The sequence below is a fragment of the Pueribacillus sp. YX66 genome (genome assembly GCF_041725775.1).
Lineage (GTDB): Bacteria > Bacillota > Bacilli > Bacillales > UBA6769 > Pueribacillus.
In genome coordinates this window covers 47041-62708 of sequence record NZ_JBEUEL010000003.1, presented here as the reverse complement: position 1 = coordinate 62708, position 15668 = coordinate 47041, and the positions used below count along the sequence as shown (strand labels likewise).

Sequence of the window (15668 nt, the reverse complement as noted above, 5' to 3'; positions counted from 1 at the left end):
GAATTGTGACAGATTGTTGAAATGTGTAAAGAAACAAATTTAGCGCAATTTCAACGAAACTAATTTGTATGATCATCCAAAAACAACAACGCCATATATAAAGTCACTCGATCTTTAAATTGTTTTGGATTTAATAACGTTATCTCTTCTATACGTTTCAAACGATAATGAAGTGTATTGATATGGATGTGTAACTGTTTAGATGCTTGTTTAAGTGAACCATTGCATTCGATGTACACTTTTAACGTTTCAATTAATTCATCTTCACCAAGTAACGGTTCTAACGTTCGTTTTAAAAATAGAATACGTGTTTCTTCAGTAATATCTTGTAAGCAAATTTCTAATCGAAGGTCAGATTCAAACACGATCGCATTTTTTTCAATTGCAACCGGTAATGCGCGTCTCGCTTGCTCATAAGATTCATAAACTTTATTTGCACTTACTGGTCCCCCCACTCCGACGGCAATTTGAAATTTGAATTTTTTATATATAGACTCTCTTAATTTCTGTAAACGATATGTTGTTCGCGCATTGCTATCATGAGCATCAACCTCTTCCAAAATAACAAATCGATTGCTTCCCCAACGTACAAGAATATCATTCGTATTGAATTGAGTGACAAAACGTTGGAGATATAACCAAAGACTAGGTTGTAACGATTGCAAAAATTCTTCATTTTGGATATGGATGAGAATACATTTCCGTGGGACATCAAGTTGAAGTCCTAATATTTCTCCACGCTGAATCATCGCACTCGACCATTTTTTCATTTTTAACCAATCAAGTACATAGGCTTCTAATGAACGTTCGCGCCAATCCATTTGTTCGCGAATATAATTTTCTTGAATAAGCAATTCAGTCATTCTTCTTAATAAATCACCATGCGGACCAACTTCTTTCGGAGTACCCGTTATCCCAATGACTCCGATAACTGCATTGTTAAAGCGGATCGGCAAATTGACTCCTTCTTTGACACCTTTCAGTTTTTTCACATCGTCTTTTTTAATATCAAGTTTTTCACCTGTTCGAACAACGATCGATGCCCCTTCATGAAAAGTTCCGACTCTAACGGGGTCAGTGCTAGCCATTATAATACCGTCCACACCGACTACGATGACATTTTCTTGTAAAACTTTCTGAACTTCGGTAATTATTTTTTCCGCTAAACTTGATGAGAGTTTCATTGAAACATCCCCTATACGTTACGTAAATTAATTATATTCTGATAATTGCCTTTAACAATGTTAGACTTCCTACAAATGAATGGAGTTTACACGAGATAGTAATAATTTAAAAATTTCAATTTTATTACATATCAATTTACCAGAGATTTTCATTGCGGTAAACACCTACATTAACGTTTTGTATTAATAACTTTCAAGTTACAGCATATTGCGATGTTAATTTGCATACTTAAAAATATAGGTTCTTTAAAAAAAATATAAAATTAAAATACTAACTAAATTGTAATGGTTTGTATATTATAGTAATTGTAATTTGTTCTTTAAAAATTTTGGAGGTGTCCTATCATGTCAGATAAACAAAATAAAAAGAAGCTTACAACTGCAGCTGGTGCACCAGTAGCAGACAACCAAAACGTGTTTACTGCAGGTCGCAGAGGACCAATGTTGTTACAAGATGTATGGTTTTTGGAAAAGCTCGCTCATTTTGATCGTGAAGTCATACCGGAACGACGTATGCATGCTAAAGGCTCAGGTGCTTTCGGAACATTCGTAGTTACAAATGACATCACTCAATTTACAAAAGCAAAAATCTTTTCAGAAGTTGGTAAAAAAACAGAAATGTTTGCCCGTTTTTCCACAGTCGCAGGCGAAAGAGGTGCGGCTGATGCCGAACGAGATATACGTGGCTTTGCATTGAAATTTTATACTGAGGAAGGAAACTGGGATCTCGTCGGTAATAATACACCGGTCTTTTTCTTTCGTGATCCATTGCAATTTCCTGACTTAAACCATGCGGTAAAACGTGATCCGCGTACGAACCTACGCAGCCCTCATAACAACTGGGACTTTTGGACAAAATTGCCCGAAGCTCTTCACCAAGTCACGTATATTATGGGTGATCGCGGAATTCCAAAATCTTATCGACATATGCATGGATTTGGCAGTCATACATTCAGCTTAATTAACGATAAAAATGAACGCACATGGGTCAAGTTCCACTTCCGTACACAGCAAGGCATTAAAAACTTAACAGATGAAGAAGCCGCTGATCTAATCGGTCGTGATCGTGAATCTCATCAACGTGATTTGTATGAGAGCATTGAGGATGGAAATTTTCCTAGATGGAAAATGTACATTCAAGTCATGACTGAAGAAGAAGCTAAAAATATGCCGTACAATCCTTTTGATTTAACGAAAGTTTGGAGCAAAAAAGATTTTCCTCTTATTGAAGTTGGAGAATTTGAATTAAATCGCAATCCCGATAACTACTTTGCTGATGTTGAACAAGCAGCTTTTAATCCAGCAAATATTGTTCCTGGAATCGGTTTTTCACCTGACAGAATGCTGCAAGGGCGTCTATTTTCTTATGGAGATGCACAACGATATCGTCTTGGTGTAAACCACTTTCAGATTCCTGTAAATCAACCACGTTGTCCGTTTCATAGCTATCATCGAGATGGAGCGATGCGAGTGGATGGTAACGTTGGTTCTACACTTCATTACGAACCAAATAGTTATGGTGAATGGCAAGAGCAACCCGAATATAAAGAACCACCTCTTGAACTTGAAGGTGATGCATATCAATATGATTTTAGAGAAGATGATGATCAATACTTTACTCAACCTGGGCTTTTGTTTAACTTAATGGATGAAGAAGAAAAAGAAAGATTGTTCGCCAATACTGCACGAAATATGGGAAATGCACCAGAAAAAATTAAAATTAGACATATACACAACTGTTATCAAGCTAATCCTGCGTATGGAGAAGGTGTCGCAAAAGCATGTGGAATTCCCATGAGTCAAGTAAAGAGCAATTCGTAAAATTGAGCAGCGTAATGGTTACGCTGCTTTATTTTTTTTAATAAGTTAAGTTTTACATATTCATTGTTTTATTGAAAATGTTTAGTTTGACCTAATTAAATTATTTGGAGCTTGTTTGTACTCTCAAGTGAGTGATAAATCTTGTCGAATATTACCCGGGAAATGACTGATTAAGTTTTTTACTTTCGGGAAACTTAATGAATAATGTCGAAGGAGGCTGACATAAAATGAAGCGAAATAAATTAGCATTAACAACAATTATACTTGGAGTTGCTTACTTACTTCGTACTAAAAAATCACGAAAAAAATTAAAAGAGCAATTTCAGCAGTTCATGAACTCGCGAGAAAAATCTCAGGCGTAAGTTCATAAAAATAAAAGAGGGACTGACTTTACATCTGTCTCTCTTTCATTTGTTCATATGTGAAATAAAGTCTCCAAGTAAATCAGTTGCATCTTCTTCAATTATTTCTTCTTCCATTGTAGGCGCTAGTTGTTGTCGTGCTTCGTTTAAATCAAAATTCTCTAAATCATCATCTTCATCTCGTTCGGTCGCGGTTGAACTCAAAAGATTAGGCTCTAGTTCCTCTTGTAAATAAAGAGCATCTTCAATATTCGTCGCATTACTGTTTAATGAGGCAAATAGTGCTGTCGCTCGTACAGGGTCTTCAAGCAATTGATATACAATTGTTCCGATAAGTGTCTCCGAATGCGAGTGCCTCAACCAGCTTCGTTGTTCTTTTGTTAGTTGTTTTGGTAAAGGAATCGTAATTGATTCTCTTTCTTTTACTAGTGAGTTTTTTACGCCTTCCAACGCAAACTCTGCAATTGTACTTGAGAAATTTCGTCTTTCTGTCTCTTTAAGCTTCTGCAATTGCTTTAATATATGATCAGGTGTATCGGAAGGTAGTCGAAAAGTAATCGCCTGTCCTCTCCGAATTGTTGTCATTCCTTTGTTCTTCACGGAATCACCCTATCAATTCTTTGCATGTTTTTTGTTGCTTGCCTCATTTTTCTCTTCATTTTTCACAGATTTATCGAATGCTGAAATAAGTTTATAATACGCATTTGCCATCATCCAAATGCTCTCTTTTTCATCTTCAAAAAATGCTATATTATAGCCATCTAAACTGTTATTTAACGTTATTAAATATTCTTTTAAAACGATCGAACCGCCACCAACAAAATAACAAATTTCAGTTTGGGAGTTCTTTTGCCACATATTTCGCAAATGGCGATATTGCTTTTTCGCTAATTCAAGTAAAACTCGATCAACGATATCGTGAACGCTCGTACGATTCCCTTTCACCATTATATGGTTTCGATCATGTTTACGCGTTATGATCTCAACGACATCACGTCGGCTATCCAACTCAACACCATGTCTTGTACGAATTTCTTCTCGTATTTCTTCTAATGATTCTGCTACGCCGATATTAAACCCTTGAGCTTTGTCATCATCAACATTACGATTTTTAATGACCGCTATGTCTGTTGATAAACCACCAATATCTTGAATAATGATTCGTTTATCTACTAATTCTCGATTTATAATATTTAAATTATTATCCATAACAAGATTAATATAAGCGGCAAACCCTTCAGGGTACACTTTCACTTCATCAAATTTAATATTTACTTTTAGTCCCTGATATTTTGGAGTTACTAGAAACTCAACTTGATGAACTGAACCGAGTAATTGTGAACGATAAGCGACATCTCTCCCTTCTTTTACTTCACGAAGTGGCAATCCTGTTCCAAGTGTATACGTTGCGTCAATGACTTCATTTGTTTTTTTAAATACTGCTGCATTCTCTTCTCGAACAGCATCTAACGCAAGTGATGTAAATAACATAACAAGGGATTGATCTTCCTCTGATTTACTGCTTCCTGGATCTAATTCCGTCGCATTGCTACTTTTTGTAGCTAAGTTTCCAACCCGATAAATCACGTTGTTCTCTCTCAAAGCAGGGGAGTGTACTTTTATATGTATTCCTTCCAACGGATCTTTCTTATCTAGTTCTTCTATTCCTATGACTGGTCTATCTTCTGTATCTATCGCAATGACGTTAGGAAGATTCAATTCATAATCTGCTTTACCAAAAATAGCTTTGACTGAATCATTTCCGACATCGATCGCAGCAATTCTACTTTTACTCATGCCATCATACCTTTCATCAATTTTTATGGTAAAAAATGAAAACTAACACCTAACATAAGAATATACTAGATTATCAAACTCATCAACGTTAATTTTTCTGTACACAAAACCTAATCATTGTATTCATTTTTGTATACAAATTGTTAAACTCGCACACACATTGATACAAATGGATGTATACGGATATGAATACATGTACACAGTTATGAAAACAACATGAATTCATTCTGTATACAAGTTTACTTTATGCAAACAAATGAAACGTAAAAAAAAGACACGAACAATCGTGTCCTTTGATTAAGTTTTTATAACGTATGTTTTAGCAATGAAATCATGAAGCGCTTGCTTTTTTTTAGTAAGCCCAGCGATAATATATCCTATATACAAAATACCAGATAAATAAGTAGCAACTGTCCTTCCAAGAGAACGCCAAAATGAAATACGTTGACCATTATAATCGATTACTTTTAATCCAACAAGCTTTTTACCGATAGATGCTTGCCAAGTACTAGAATGAGAAATCGCAAAATATAACAAATAAATTAAGATAGCAATGAATAAATTTAAGACGTAAGCGATATCAACGAATAATGCAATCCTGTCATTGTAATCATAAGCCCCTGTGATAAAACTCATTTCTGCTAAAAATCCAATTGAAAAACCAACTATAAAAATTGGAATTGTAATGATTACACTATCAATTATAAAAGCCGAAAATCGGTGCCAAAAGCCGGCATATGTTTGAGCAGTTATCGTTATTAACATATTTCCGCAATTTATACACATCTCTTGTTTGTCTAACGTAACCTCACCGCACGATTGGCAAAAATTTGAACTTTTCATTGGTCGAAAACCACACTGAATACAAAAATCAGCTTCAGTTCCAATTGGATTGCCACATTGCCTAGAAAACATATTTATATTCTCCTAAGAAAAAATTAAAAAAACTCCCACTCCCCAACTCTCTTACCTTCTTTTAATTTTTTACCAATTAAATATCCATCAATAACAACAAGTGGCGTTGTTAAAAAAAAAGATGTTCCAAATGTAAAAAAGGCAATTATCATGCTGCCAACAAGCAATGTTGCACCTTTTTTTACTTGACCAACAACCATTTGACCAAGTCCTGATACAAGAAAAGATAACAATGCAACGAGCCATGGTTCCATCACTTGACTGTAAGAACCTGCAACAGGCTTATTTAAAAAAACCCCGCACTCGATACAGTATTCTTGATTTTCCTGTCTTACTTTACTTCCACAGTCACTACAATAGTAGTTCATCCGAAATGGTCTTACCCCACATTTCGGACAAATTTCAGCTTGCTTAGGAATTTGTACACTACAATTGGAACAAAACAATCAATGTACCTCCTATATTACACCTAACAACAGCTTACCTAATTGTCTACCGTGAGTAATTCCATATACGATTAACCAATAGACAATAAAATCAGTAGCAATCCCCGCAGATAATCCTGTGAATAAACGTCTTACGTTCGTACTTTCCCATTTACCGACAAATTGACCAAAGCCATCAACCATCAGTGGTACGAGTAATAATAGTGCAAAAAGAAATGAGATCGTTCCAAATAATAAAAAATAAACAAAGCCAAACAAATAGCCGATTAAAATCCCAGTACACCGTGCACATATTGGAAACTGCTTACCTCTAAAAAAGAAAGAACGCTCAGGTATTCTATGACAAGCAAATAGGACATGCAACAGTTTTTCCATCCAAAATCTACCTTAATATTTAATAACCAAGTGCAATTTCTGCTAAAATACCAAAAATAATCGCAAGTATGTAGAGTACAATTCCGATGCCGAACCCAATAACAGCCCATTTACAAACCGACTTTGCTGAACGTGGTTTTTCATCACGCCAAACAAAATACAAAATCAATCCTACAATTGGAAAACAACATGCAGCAAAATTTACGAGTCCTGAAGGTTCATCATTTGCACTTGCAACAGCTTGTTTATTAATGACTAATTTTGCACCACAATTAACACATAACTCTTGCTGATCCTTAGTCTCACTGCCACATGATTGACAATAGTTATGACCATTTAAAGGTCGAACACCGCAATTTGTACAAATTTCAGCATTTTCATTGACGCTGTTACCGCATTCACGACAATACATACCAATTCCCTCCAACAATAAAATAAATACAAAGCAACATGAATTTTACTAGACTTTAGAAAAAATGACCATATTAAATAGTAAATACAAGCTGTTAGACCTACTAATCACCAAATACAAACGTAGTCTAAACGATCCATTTCAAAAATTAAAAATAACAAATATATGAAGAAAGACTGATTCCAAATCTCCAATCAAAAAAATCCTTATGCTAAAAAGTTGTAGCTTAGAATGCGCTGAAATGATTAAACGATTTCATCCTAATTCTTTCCCTAATCAACATGTAACCAAAAAATTAGCTCAAGCAATCCTTAAATCCGAGCGCTTAAATAGTGTATTTCATTCAGAGGACAAACGTTCAACGATTCAATTGTAAAATCTATCGATAAAAACTTAGACAAACAAAGCGTTCGTCTGCATCATCAATCACTACATTCCATTTTACTTTCCAAGTCCGACAAAGAATTATTTCACAAATTAACACAGTAATTACTTGTTCATTGTTAATCACTTTGTTTTCTTATTGAAACTTGTGCCATCATCGGCTTTAGCTTTTTATCTCATTCTCATTAAATTTACGACAGCTGTATCTATGAAAGACAAAAAACTGGCTGTCTTCCTAGGCCAGTTTGTGTTTATCAATTATGATGTTTTATCTAATATCTCTGCCGCTTGGCTTTCCGGGATACCTTTAATCAATGCAAGTTCACTAATCAAAAGTTTACGAGCGTTATTAAGCATATCTCGTTCAGTCGCATTTAAAGACTTTTCTTCACTCAGTGAAACGAGGTTTTGAACAACTGCATACGTAGCTTCCATGTCACCTGTTTTCATTTTTTCTGAATAAACTTTAAGTCTTTCCGTCCATGTTTTGGTCACTTTTGGCTTAGTTGTCACTTGCTTCGTTCGCAATATACTGTCAACTTTGTCTTTAGCGACAGCAGAACGAATGTGCACCTTCTCTACATTAGCACAAGGTATTTTAACATCCATTTTACTGATTGGAATGTTAATGACGTAATAGCGCTGATTTTCCCCTTGAACCTCAATCGTTTCAATCGCTTTTACAGTCCCTGCCCCATGCATTGGGTAAAAAACTTTATCTCCAACTTGGAACAAATAGACACCTCCATTTGTATATATACAGAAGTATACTATATAGAAGTAAATTTGTCAAAAATTATAATAATATCATTGTAATTTATATACGTCAATAGATTTACACAAAAATAATCCTATGTATAATCAGATTGTTATTAGTCATTCATTGACTATTCATAATTAAAGTATTTATAATTTGATTTATAATCATTCTTGGAGGGGATGATATGAGCCATCGTTCATTATTACTGTTAGGGTTATTAATTTCACAAAGTCAACACGGCTACCAAATCCATGATTTTATTGAAAAAAATTTAACATACATCACGACTATGAAAAAAGCTACTGCTTATTCGCTACTCGATAAGTTGAGCAAAGAGCAATACATAGACGTGTCAATCGAATACGATGGAAATCGTCCACCCCGAAAAGTGTATTCCATTAATAAAAAGGGCACTGAATATTTCCAGAAATTATTAATGCAAAATTTAGCTTCAGCTGAAACGGCTACATATAAAAATGAAATTGGATTTATGTTCCTTGACCATTTACCAAAAGAACAAACGATGAACTTATTAAAGAAAAAACAATCTGAACTAGAAGAAAAATATAAGGCATTAAATAAAGTCCCAAACCATGAAGAAAAAGGAATAAACATAGCATTTTTACATAAGAAAAAAATGCTTGAAGCCGAAATTTCTTTTATTACTGAAATTATAGATAAGCTTGTACTAACTGGAGTGAACTAACTTGAACACTAAAAAAGCGTTGCCGATCTTATTTGCAGTCATGTTTCTCGTTATGGTTGGATTTGGAATTATTATTCCTGTCCTGCCTTTCTATGCTGAAGATATGGGAGCTTCTCCAACTCAACTTGGTTTATTAATGGCCGTTTATTCAGTCATGCAGCTATTGTTTGCACCGATGTGGGGACGCATTTCGGACCGAATTGGCCGTAAACCTATTATGGTTATCGGGATAACAGGACTTTCTCTCTCTTTTTTCTTAATGGCGATTGCAACTGAACTTTGGATGCTTTTCGCCGCTCGCATTATTGGTGGCTTACTTTCGTCAGCAAATATGCCTACTGTGATGGCGTATGTTGCTGATATAACGACAGAAGAAGACCGTGGAAAAGGAATGGGAATTGTCGGTGCTTCTGTCGGATTAGGCTTTATTTTTGGACCAGCAATCGGTGGGATTTTCTCTAAAACTAACTTAAGCATGCCGTTTTATATCGCGGGGATATCATCTTTCATAACCGTTTTTCTCGTGTTACTTGTTTTAAAAGAATCGTTACCTCAAACGAGAGAGCATGTACAAGCAGAAAAACGTTCGTTCCGCGAAGCATTTGTAGGCTCGATATCGATTTTGTACTTTCTACAGCTGTTCGTCTCACTCTCTCTCGCTGGATTAGAAGCAACGTTTGCTTATTTTGCAGCAGAAAGAGCAGGGCTAGGTACTGTACAGCTCGGTTATATATTTATGATTATGGGCTTAGCGGGGGCCATTGTTCAAGGCGGATTAGTCGGACGGCTTACGAAACGATTTGGAGAAGGATTTGTCATACAAATCGGTGCCGTCGTTTCAGCAATCGGGTTTTGGCTCATCTTGTTCGTCGACAGTTTTACGACAGCAGCGATTTTTTTAACGATTTTCGGTATCGGTAATGGAGTTATTCGTCCAGCAGTATCAGCACTACTAACAAAAACATCCACGACAGGCCATGGTAGCACGACAGGTATGCTTTCATCGTTTGATTCACTCGGACGAATTATCGGTCCACCGTTAGGTGGCTGGCTCTTCTCAATTACAATTGGACTTCCATATATTTCCGGTATTGTTTTATCCGTTATCGCTTTTATCCTCTATCAAGTGTACAAAGCGCAAACGAATAAAGTAAAACAAGTGACAACATAAAAAAGGAAGGTGTAGAAGCCTTCCTTTTCATCACATATCAACCGCTTGAATCGTTGTAAACAATGGATATTCTTTAACGATCCATTGCATTTCCACAGATTAACACTGTAAACCTTGCTAAAAACGAGCCCCACCGCGTCAGATGGCTTAATAAAACAGTTTACCGTTTCAGTAAAACCGCTTCGCTTAACGCATTTTTATGAAAACAATGTCATCACTCTTGTTCACATCCAGTATTCAAGTATACTAACATTCCCTAACGAGCGTTCTTAACGTTCTATTTCAAATTATATGAATGTAAAACTTTTTACACGATATCTCACTAAATCTCCGGAAATGAGCCTCCACTGTTGCGAATCTCCGCTTTATGTTGAATAGCTTTCAAACCGTTTAAATAACGAAGCAGCTAAAAGGACGAGCCCGATAATAAGTAAGCAAGTCGTAATAACCGTCGGGTAAAATGTATCATTCCCGTTTCCAGTCAGTAAAAACTGATTCGCTTCACTAAATGCATTTGCTGGGCTCCATTTCGTGAACTTCGGAAAAAGTGTGCTAGCGATCGACAAACCTGCAATGAAAAGTATGCTTGTTCCTGCAATGCCACCTGCTTTTTTAAGCATCGTTCCGACTAAAAGTGTTACGGTCATCGCAAATACAATCCATAAACAGTAAATCGCAAAGCTAGCGAAGAAACGCACTAATGAAACGTCATGAAAAAGGAGAATCGTATAATAGTAGGCCAGCCCGTAACTAATACTAAATGAAACGATTAAGATAATCGCATGCGCAAACCATTTGCTACTAATATACTGTAAAGGTTGCACTGGACGAGCCATAACTAATGACAATGCACCGCTATTCCGCTCATGCGAAATGCTTCCCATCACACTTAAAACAATAATTGCAGTTCCGATTAGATTAAATTGTGAAAGCGTGCTAGACAACACTTCTTCACCCGACGGAACAGGGATATCGATAACAGCTCCTTCTGGTAAATTTCCTGAACTAGATAAAATATCTGACATGTAGTATAAGGCAATCGGCTGGGAAACAGCTAAAATAATCATAACAATCGGAAGCCAAATCAATTTTTTATCACGCCACGCTTCAAGCCATTCTTTCTGGAATAAAGTTAGAAACGTTTTCATCCGTTCATCACTTCCTCATACGCATCTTCAAGTGTATGCTTTTTTAACTCAAAATGAATGACGTCCAATTCATCTTGGACACAATCTTTTAAAAGATGGATTCGATCACTTTCGTTTTCTAGCATTATTTCTGCAGACAATGGTGTACGAAGTTTAACAGTCGTTACATACGTTTTTGTTCGGAGCCAAGGCTCAAGCTGCTTTTCTTTCGTTGTAAGCAAATAAGTAGCATCTCGCTTTTTATTTTTTAATACATCTAACGTCCCTGACCATTTCAGTTTCCCGTCTTTAATCATGACCGTGCTGTCACATACTTGCTCAGCATCATGCAACACATGAGTTGAAAATAAAATCGCAAGCTTTTTTTTCAACTGTTTCATCATATGCAAAACGTCGCGACGTCCTGTTGGATCTAGTGCTGAGACTGGTTCATCTAGTATTAGTAGCTTCGGTTCATGCAGGAGCGCTTGAGCAATTCCTAATCGCTGTTTCATACCACCTGAAAACCCGCTAATCCGTTTATTTTTTACTTCATCAAGTCCAACAAAAGCAAGCATATCATCAATTCTAGTCTTTAATTCTTTTTTTGGAACGTTTGATAATTTACCAGCGAAGTTTAAATATTCACGTGCAGTCATCCACGGAAAAAAAGTTGGGTATTGCGGCAAGTAGCCAACTTTATGTCGATCGATACCTCGATTACCCATAAACGTAACTTCTCCTGATGTTGGTGTTAATAAGCCAGCAAGCATATTAAGCGTCGTCGTTTTTCCAGAACCATTCGGACCGATGAGAGCGACACATTCATTTTCATTAATTGCAAATGAAAGTTTATCAACAGCAGCTTGCGAGTTATATATTTTCGTTAATTGATTCACTGTTAAGAGCACGTCGTTCCCTCCCCTTACTTCTTACGACCAATGAGAAAATAAAGAATCGGTCCAAAAATATTAACTAAAATAATCACAAGTATCCAAGCCCACTTTGGACCGTTCGTTTCTTCGTCTTTAATACATGTAACAAGCGCCACAATCATCAAGATTATCTGTAAAACAATTAGCGGAGCAACAAGTCCCCATGAAATTTCCATACTATTCTTCCCCCCTCAACACTCATTCGTACTGTCAAAAGTTTTTTATGAACATTGTAAAACCTTGAATATTTAATGGACAAAGTGTTACCCCCTTTTTTGAGAGGGAATTAACATCTGTTGATGCATTAAATTGAGTCATGAACATGACAGGCTATAAAGCCTTACGCAACAAGGATTGCAACGTCTTTACATAACGTAGATGCTCAATGTCAAGCCATCTAAATTCGAAGAGTTTCATAGAAGTTTTAACACTATCCACTCATTTTCTTTCGATACGGTCGAACGACAATAAAGTAATAAAAAATGGTTGGCATCGGACATTGGAGCAATCCCCATATCCCCCAAAACCACGCCTTCGCTCCTTTTTTCTTCGCATCAATAAACAAAAGCGTGCTTTGGGTAATCATAATCGGTGACACGAGTAAAAGAAGAACGAATTCATTCACTTTCATCTCGAAACACCTCACTTCGACTGTTTTTTCGTCGATGTCCGAATAAAAGGAACATCGGGAAAACGAAAAGGGCGATGCCTTGAATCCATATGAACACAGTCGTCAGCTTTAGTGCGATAACAACATAGGAAGTTAAAACGACAAGTGCTGTAATGAAAAAGACTATAAATTCACGAACAAATGCTTTTTTTTGCTCTTCTTTAAATTGCCTCAATGTGATGAGCAGTTCGTCTTCAGCGGGAACGCGAACGTGATGAACGTCTTCAAAAACTGTCAAGTTAGCTTTAAATTCCTTTTCCCAATGATGTTCATCGTTACCTTTCATGACGACCACTCCTTTCGAATACGTTTTATTCCGTGATGGACACGAGATTTTACCGTTCCTTCTTTTATGTTCAACATGGCGGCAATTTCAGAAAATGTATAACCATAATAATGACGCAGTAATAACGGTGCGCGTAGACGTGGAGGCAACTCTGCGAATATTTCCATATGCTCCGTCCATTCATAACCGTTTGATAAAACGCTCCATTTTAACTTTCGTTTTTCTTCTTGTTGAAATTTTTCGAGCCGTTTTCGCTCGCTTTTTTGCTTCCGCTCGTAATCGATATACAGCCTTGACGCGATAGATATAAGCCACGTAGAAAATTTCGCTTCCCCTTTAAAACTTTGCAGGTGGACGTATGCTTTTAGCATCGTTTCTTGGACAAGATCTTCTGTTAATTCAGGTTGTAGACAAAGTTTGATTAAATATTTATATAAAAATGTGTAATTCGCTTGAAATAAGCGAGCAAATGCCTCATCATTCCCCCGCTTCGCGAGAATTATTTGTTTTCTTTCTTCTTGCTCATTCAACTGAACATACGCCCCCCCTTCCGTCTGTTCTACCTATATGACGTACGCAACGTTCTAAACGTTCAATTATTCTTGAAAAAGAAAACTCGCCTCTTTCGGCGAGCTATAAATATTTCCTTTCTTAATCGTAGTTCATACACCGTATGTAACCACGATTTCGACTTTCAAGCCATTCTCCTATTTGGAACAATGCATCTTCGTTTCCATTTTTACTCATGAGTTGAACGCCAATAGGCATGTTCTGTTTGTCCGTTTGAATTGGGATCGTCAATGACGGAAGCCCCCACACATTTGCGTATGCGACGTACGGCATATATTTTAAAAATGTTTTTCGAATGGAAAAAATCTCTTTGTATACACGTCCATGCTTCAAGGCACTCGTATGGTAAACAGGGAAGAACAAAATACGTTCGTCTAAATAATCTTCAAGCTGTTCATCACCTTTTGCAAGATAATGATTGATTTCTTGCACTCTTTTTTCCGAAGGTTTAAATAGATTCGCCCCTATTAATGCCCATGACAAAAATCGATGAACATCGGATTTCCCTGTTACAACTTCCTTCATATACTCTGTCACAGCGTTACTTTTATCAGCACCAAAGGTTATTTCAGCGATACCTTGGCCCCCATCGACCGACATTATTTCTTGCCAGAGTATCGCACATTGATCAAAAAATGGCGGAACAGCCTTCATCGTTTCATATTCATCTTGCAACTGTTTTTGGATCATTACTAGCATATTTTCCGTTTCATCTGACATCGGGTAGTTTGTCCGTGGCAAAATTGTCATTGTAAATCGGGATAAATCCTTTGCCTCTGCTGGCTTTTTCGCAATAATGTTATACAGCATTTTTGCGTCCGCAACAGACTTCGTCATCGGACCGATGCCTAGCATCCGTTCTTGAAGATCAATATCAATAGGTGGGAAACTGCCCACTTGTGAAACTTGCCGGTTACCTGACTTAAACCCGATGACTCCATTAAAATGGCTTGGAAACCGTATCGAACCACCAATATCTGAACCGATACCTGCAGCCGCTCCTCCAACAGCTAACAGTGCTCCTTCACCACCGCTAGAACCTCCTGTCGTTTTCGTTAAATCCCATGGGTTGTTCGTCCTACCATAGAGCTTGTTATCTGTTTCCTGACAGAAGCAAAGCGTTGGCGTATTCGTTTTACCTAAAAAAATTGCACCTTCTGCTTTTAAAGCAGTAACAACATGAGAATCTTGCTTTCTAACAATATGTTTTCTATGTATGAGTCCACCCGTCGTTTTCATTTCGGCAACGTCGAACGATTCTTTCATACTCATTGGAACACCGAGAAGCTTTTTATGACCTGCCCCATTTTGCTTAATTTCAGCATCTGCTTTCTCAGCTTCTCTTAAGGCTTGTTCAAACCGATCTTCAACGAGACCATTTAAAACATGATTTACCTTTTTTAAATGTGAAATAAACACACTTGTTGCGTGTTTGGAAGTGATTTCTTGATTGGCAATTTTTTTTGCAAGCGTACTCGCATCCATTGACAATAATTCTTGTTCACTGACAACGACTCGGTTTTGTTTCACTTTAGTCATTTTCCAGCCTCCCCCTTACCTCTCGTTCATTTTTTGACTAAGTACTCGTTTCGACAATTAGAACGATAATCCCTTTTTATATGGTTCGCAAAAACGGTTTATTTTCTAACCTCAAACGTATAGCCAGGAAATTTGTAATAACCGAACTAGCGTAATATCGATCTTTAACAAAAATCTTTGCGAATCGAAAACTGTACATTTCGATATT

The 15668-nt window shown here is 36.7% G+C and carries 19 protein-coding genes; 4 read left to right on the top strand and 15 right to left on the bottom strand.

The window, feature by feature from the left end:
* Positions 1-59: 59 nt before the first annotated feature.
* Complete coding sequence (locus tag ABU914_RS02350; protein ID WP_379668154.1) at positions 60-1184, bottom strand: CdaR family transcriptional regulator; 1125 nt, start codon at positions 1182-1184, stop codon at positions 60-62.
* A 345-nt stretch (positions 1185-1529) separates the two neighbouring features.
* Between ABU914_RS02350 and ABU914_RS02345 the strand changes: the two genes are divergently transcribed.
* Positions 1530-3005: a catalase gene (locus tag ABU914_RS02345; protein ID WP_379668153.1), complete on the top strand. Its 1476-nt coding sequence runs from the start codon at positions 1530-1532 to the stop codon at positions 3003-3005.
* A gap of 227 nt (positions 3006-3232) precedes the next feature.
* Entirely contained in the window at positions 3233-3367 is a 135-nt protein-coding gene (locus tag ABU914_RS02340; protein WP_379668152.1) for a hypothetical protein, read from the top strand.
* Between the two features lie 45 nt (positions 3368-3412).
* Here ABU914_RS02340 and ABU914_RS02335 read toward each other — a convergent pair whose 3' ends face one another.
* The 7 genes from ABU914_RS02335 to ABU914_RS02305 form a co-directional block, all read right to left on the bottom strand.
* Positions 3413-3967, bottom strand: a complete 555-nt coding sequence (locus tag ABU914_RS02335) for a hypothetical protein (protein ID WP_379668151.1) — start codon at positions 3965-3967, stop codon at positions 3413-3415.
* 12 nt (positions 3968-3979) lie between these two features.
* Complete coding sequence (locus ABU914_RS02330; RefSeq protein WP_379668150.1) at positions 3980-5164, bottom strand: Alp7A family actin-like protein; 1185 nt, start codon at positions 5162-5164, stop codon at positions 3980-3982.
* A gap of 297 nt (positions 5165-5461) precedes the next feature.
* Positions 5462-6079, bottom strand: coding sequence for an RDD family protein (locus ABU914_RS02325; RefSeq protein ID WP_379668149.1), 618 nt, complete (start codon positions 6077-6079; stop codon positions 5462-5464).
* Positions 6080-6102: 23 nt separating this feature from the next.
* Entirely contained in the window at positions 6103-6525 is a 423-nt protein-coding gene (locus ABU914_RS02320; RefSeq protein ID WP_379668148.1) for a zinc ribbon domain-containing protein, read from the bottom strand.
* Between the two features lie 12 nt (positions 6526-6537).
* Positions 6538-6900 (bottom strand): DUF2085 domain-containing protein, encoded by a 363-nt coding sequence (locus ABU914_RS02315; RefSeq protein WP_379668147.1) that lies wholly within the window; start codon positions 6898-6900, stop codon positions 6538-6540.
* A 19-nt stretch (positions 6901-6919) separates the two neighbouring features.
* Positions 6920-7312 carry a double zinc ribbon domain-containing protein gene (locus ABU914_RS02310; RefSeq protein ID WP_379668146.1) on the bottom strand — a complete coding sequence of 131 codons (393 nt, stop codon included), beginning with the start codon at positions 7310-7312 and terminating at the stop codon, positions 6920-6922.
* Between the two features lie 642 nt (positions 7313-7954).
* Positions 7955-8431 (bottom strand): CarD family transcriptional regulator, encoded by a 477-nt coding sequence (locus ABU914_RS02305; RefSeq protein WP_379668145.1) that lies wholly within the window; start codon positions 8429-8431, stop codon positions 7955-7957.
* A 209-nt stretch (positions 8432-8640) separates the two neighbouring features.
* On the opposite strand from ABU914_RS02305, the gene ABU914_RS02300 reads away from it, so the two are divergent.
* Positions 8641-9162 (top strand): PadR family transcriptional regulator, encoded by a 522-nt coding sequence (locus ABU914_RS02300; protein WP_379668144.1) that lies wholly within the window; start codon positions 8641-8643, stop codon positions 9160-9162.
* Between the two features lies 1 nt (position 9163).
* Positions 9164-10333 (top strand): MFS transporter, encoded by a 1170-nt coding sequence (locus ABU914_RS02295; protein WP_379668143.1) that lies wholly within the window; start codon positions 9164-9166, stop codon positions 10331-10333.
* 365 nt (positions 10334-10698) lie between these two features.
* Here the strand turns inward: ABU914_RS02295 and ABU914_RS02290 are convergent, their stop codons facing one another.
* From ABU914_RS02290 to ABU914_RS02260, 7 genes are all read right to left on the bottom strand, one after another.
* Positions 10699-11481 (bottom strand): ABC transporter permease, encoded by a 783-nt coding sequence (locus ABU914_RS02290; RefSeq protein ID WP_379668142.1) that lies wholly within the window; start codon positions 11479-11481, stop codon positions 10699-10701.
* Complete coding sequence (locus tag ABU914_RS02285) at positions 11478-12371, bottom strand: ABC transporter ATP-binding protein (RefSeq protein WP_379668141.1); 894 nt, start codon at positions 12369-12371, stop codon at positions 11478-11480. The genes ABU914_RS02290 and ABU914_RS02285 overlap by 4 nt, the downstream gene beginning before the upstream one ends.
* A 14-nt stretch (positions 12372-12385) precedes the next feature.
* A complete protein-coding gene (locus ABU914_RS02280) occupies positions 12386-12571 on the bottom strand; it encodes a PLD nuclease N-terminal domain-containing protein (protein ID WP_379668140.1) in 186 nt (61 codons plus the stop codon).
* A gap of 254 nt (positions 12572-12825) precedes the next feature.
* Entirely contained in the window at positions 12826-13026 is a 201-nt protein-coding gene (locus ABU914_RS02275) for a transcriptional regulator (protein ID WP_379668139.1), read from the bottom strand.
* Positions 13013-13351, bottom strand: coding sequence for a YxlC family protein (locus tag ABU914_RS02270; RefSeq protein WP_379668138.1), 339 nt, complete (start codon positions 13349-13351; stop codon positions 13013-13015). Before ABU914_RS02270 ends, ABU914_RS02275 begins: the two co-directional genes overlap by 14 nt.
* Complete coding sequence (sigY, locus tag ABU914_RS02265) at positions 13348-13881, bottom strand: RNA polymerase sigma factor SigY (protein ID WP_379668137.1); 534 nt, start codon at positions 13879-13881, stop codon at positions 13348-13350. Before sigY ends, ABU914_RS02270 begins: the two co-directional genes overlap by 4 nt.
* Before the next feature lie 121 nt (positions 13882-14002).
* Positions 14003-15460 carry an amidase gene (locus ABU914_RS02260; RefSeq protein ID WP_379668136.1) on the bottom strand — a complete coding sequence of 486 codons (1458 nt, stop codon included), beginning with the start codon at positions 15458-15460 and terminating at the stop codon, positions 14003-14005.
* Positions 15461-15668 lie beyond the last annotated feature (208 nt).

Coding starts and splice junctions, on each gene's coding strand:
- ABU914_RS02350 (WP_379668154.1), bottom strand. CDS start 1,184: ATGAAACTCTCATCAAGTTTAGCGGAAAAAATAATTACCGAAGTTCAG.
- ABU914_RS02345 (WP_379668153.1), top strand. CDS start 1,530: ATGTCAGATAAACAAAATAAAAAGAAGCTTACAACTGCAGCTGGTGCA.
- ABU914_RS02340 (WP_379668152.1), top strand. CDS start 3,233: ATGAAGCGAAATAAATTAGCATTAACAACAATTATACTTGGAGTTGCT.
- ABU914_RS02330 (WP_379668150.1), bottom strand. CDS start 5,164: ATGAGTAAAAGTAGAATTGCTGCGATCGATGTCGGAAATGATTCAGTC.
- ABU914_RS02325 (WP_379668149.1), bottom strand. CDS start 6,079: ATGTTTTCTAGGCAATGTGGCAATCCAATTGGAACTGAAGCTGATTTT.
- ABU914_RS02315 (WP_379668147.1), bottom strand. CDS start 6,900: ATGGAAAAACTGTTGCATGTCCTATTTGCTTGTCATAGAATACCTGAG.
- ABU914_RS02310 (WP_379668146.1), bottom strand. CDS start 7,312: ATGTATTGTCGTGAATGCGGTAACAGCGTCAATGAAAATGCTGAAATT.
- ABU914_RS02300 (WP_379668144.1), top strand. CDS start 8,641: ATGAGCCATCGTTCATTATTACTGTTAGGGTTATTAATTTCACAAAGT.
- ABU914_RS02290 (WP_379668142.1), bottom strand. CDS start 11,481: ATGAAAACGTTTCTAACTTTATTCCAGAAAGAATGGCTTGAAGCGTGG.
- ABU914_RS02280 (WP_379668140.1), bottom strand. CDS start 12,571: ATGGAAATTTCATGGGGACTTGTTGCTCCGCTAATTGTTTTACAGATA.
- ABU914_RS02275 (WP_379668139.1), bottom strand. CDS start 13,026: ATGAAAGTGAATGAATTCGTTCTTCTTTTACTCGTGTCACCGATTATG.
- ABU914_RS02270 (WP_379668138.1), bottom strand. CDS start 13,351: ATGAAAGGTAACGATGAACATCATTGGGAAAAGGAATTTAAAGCTAAC.
- ABU914_RS02260 (WP_379668136.1), bottom strand. CDS start 15,460: ATGACTAAAGTGAAACAAAACCGAGTCGTTGTCAGTGAACAAGAATTA.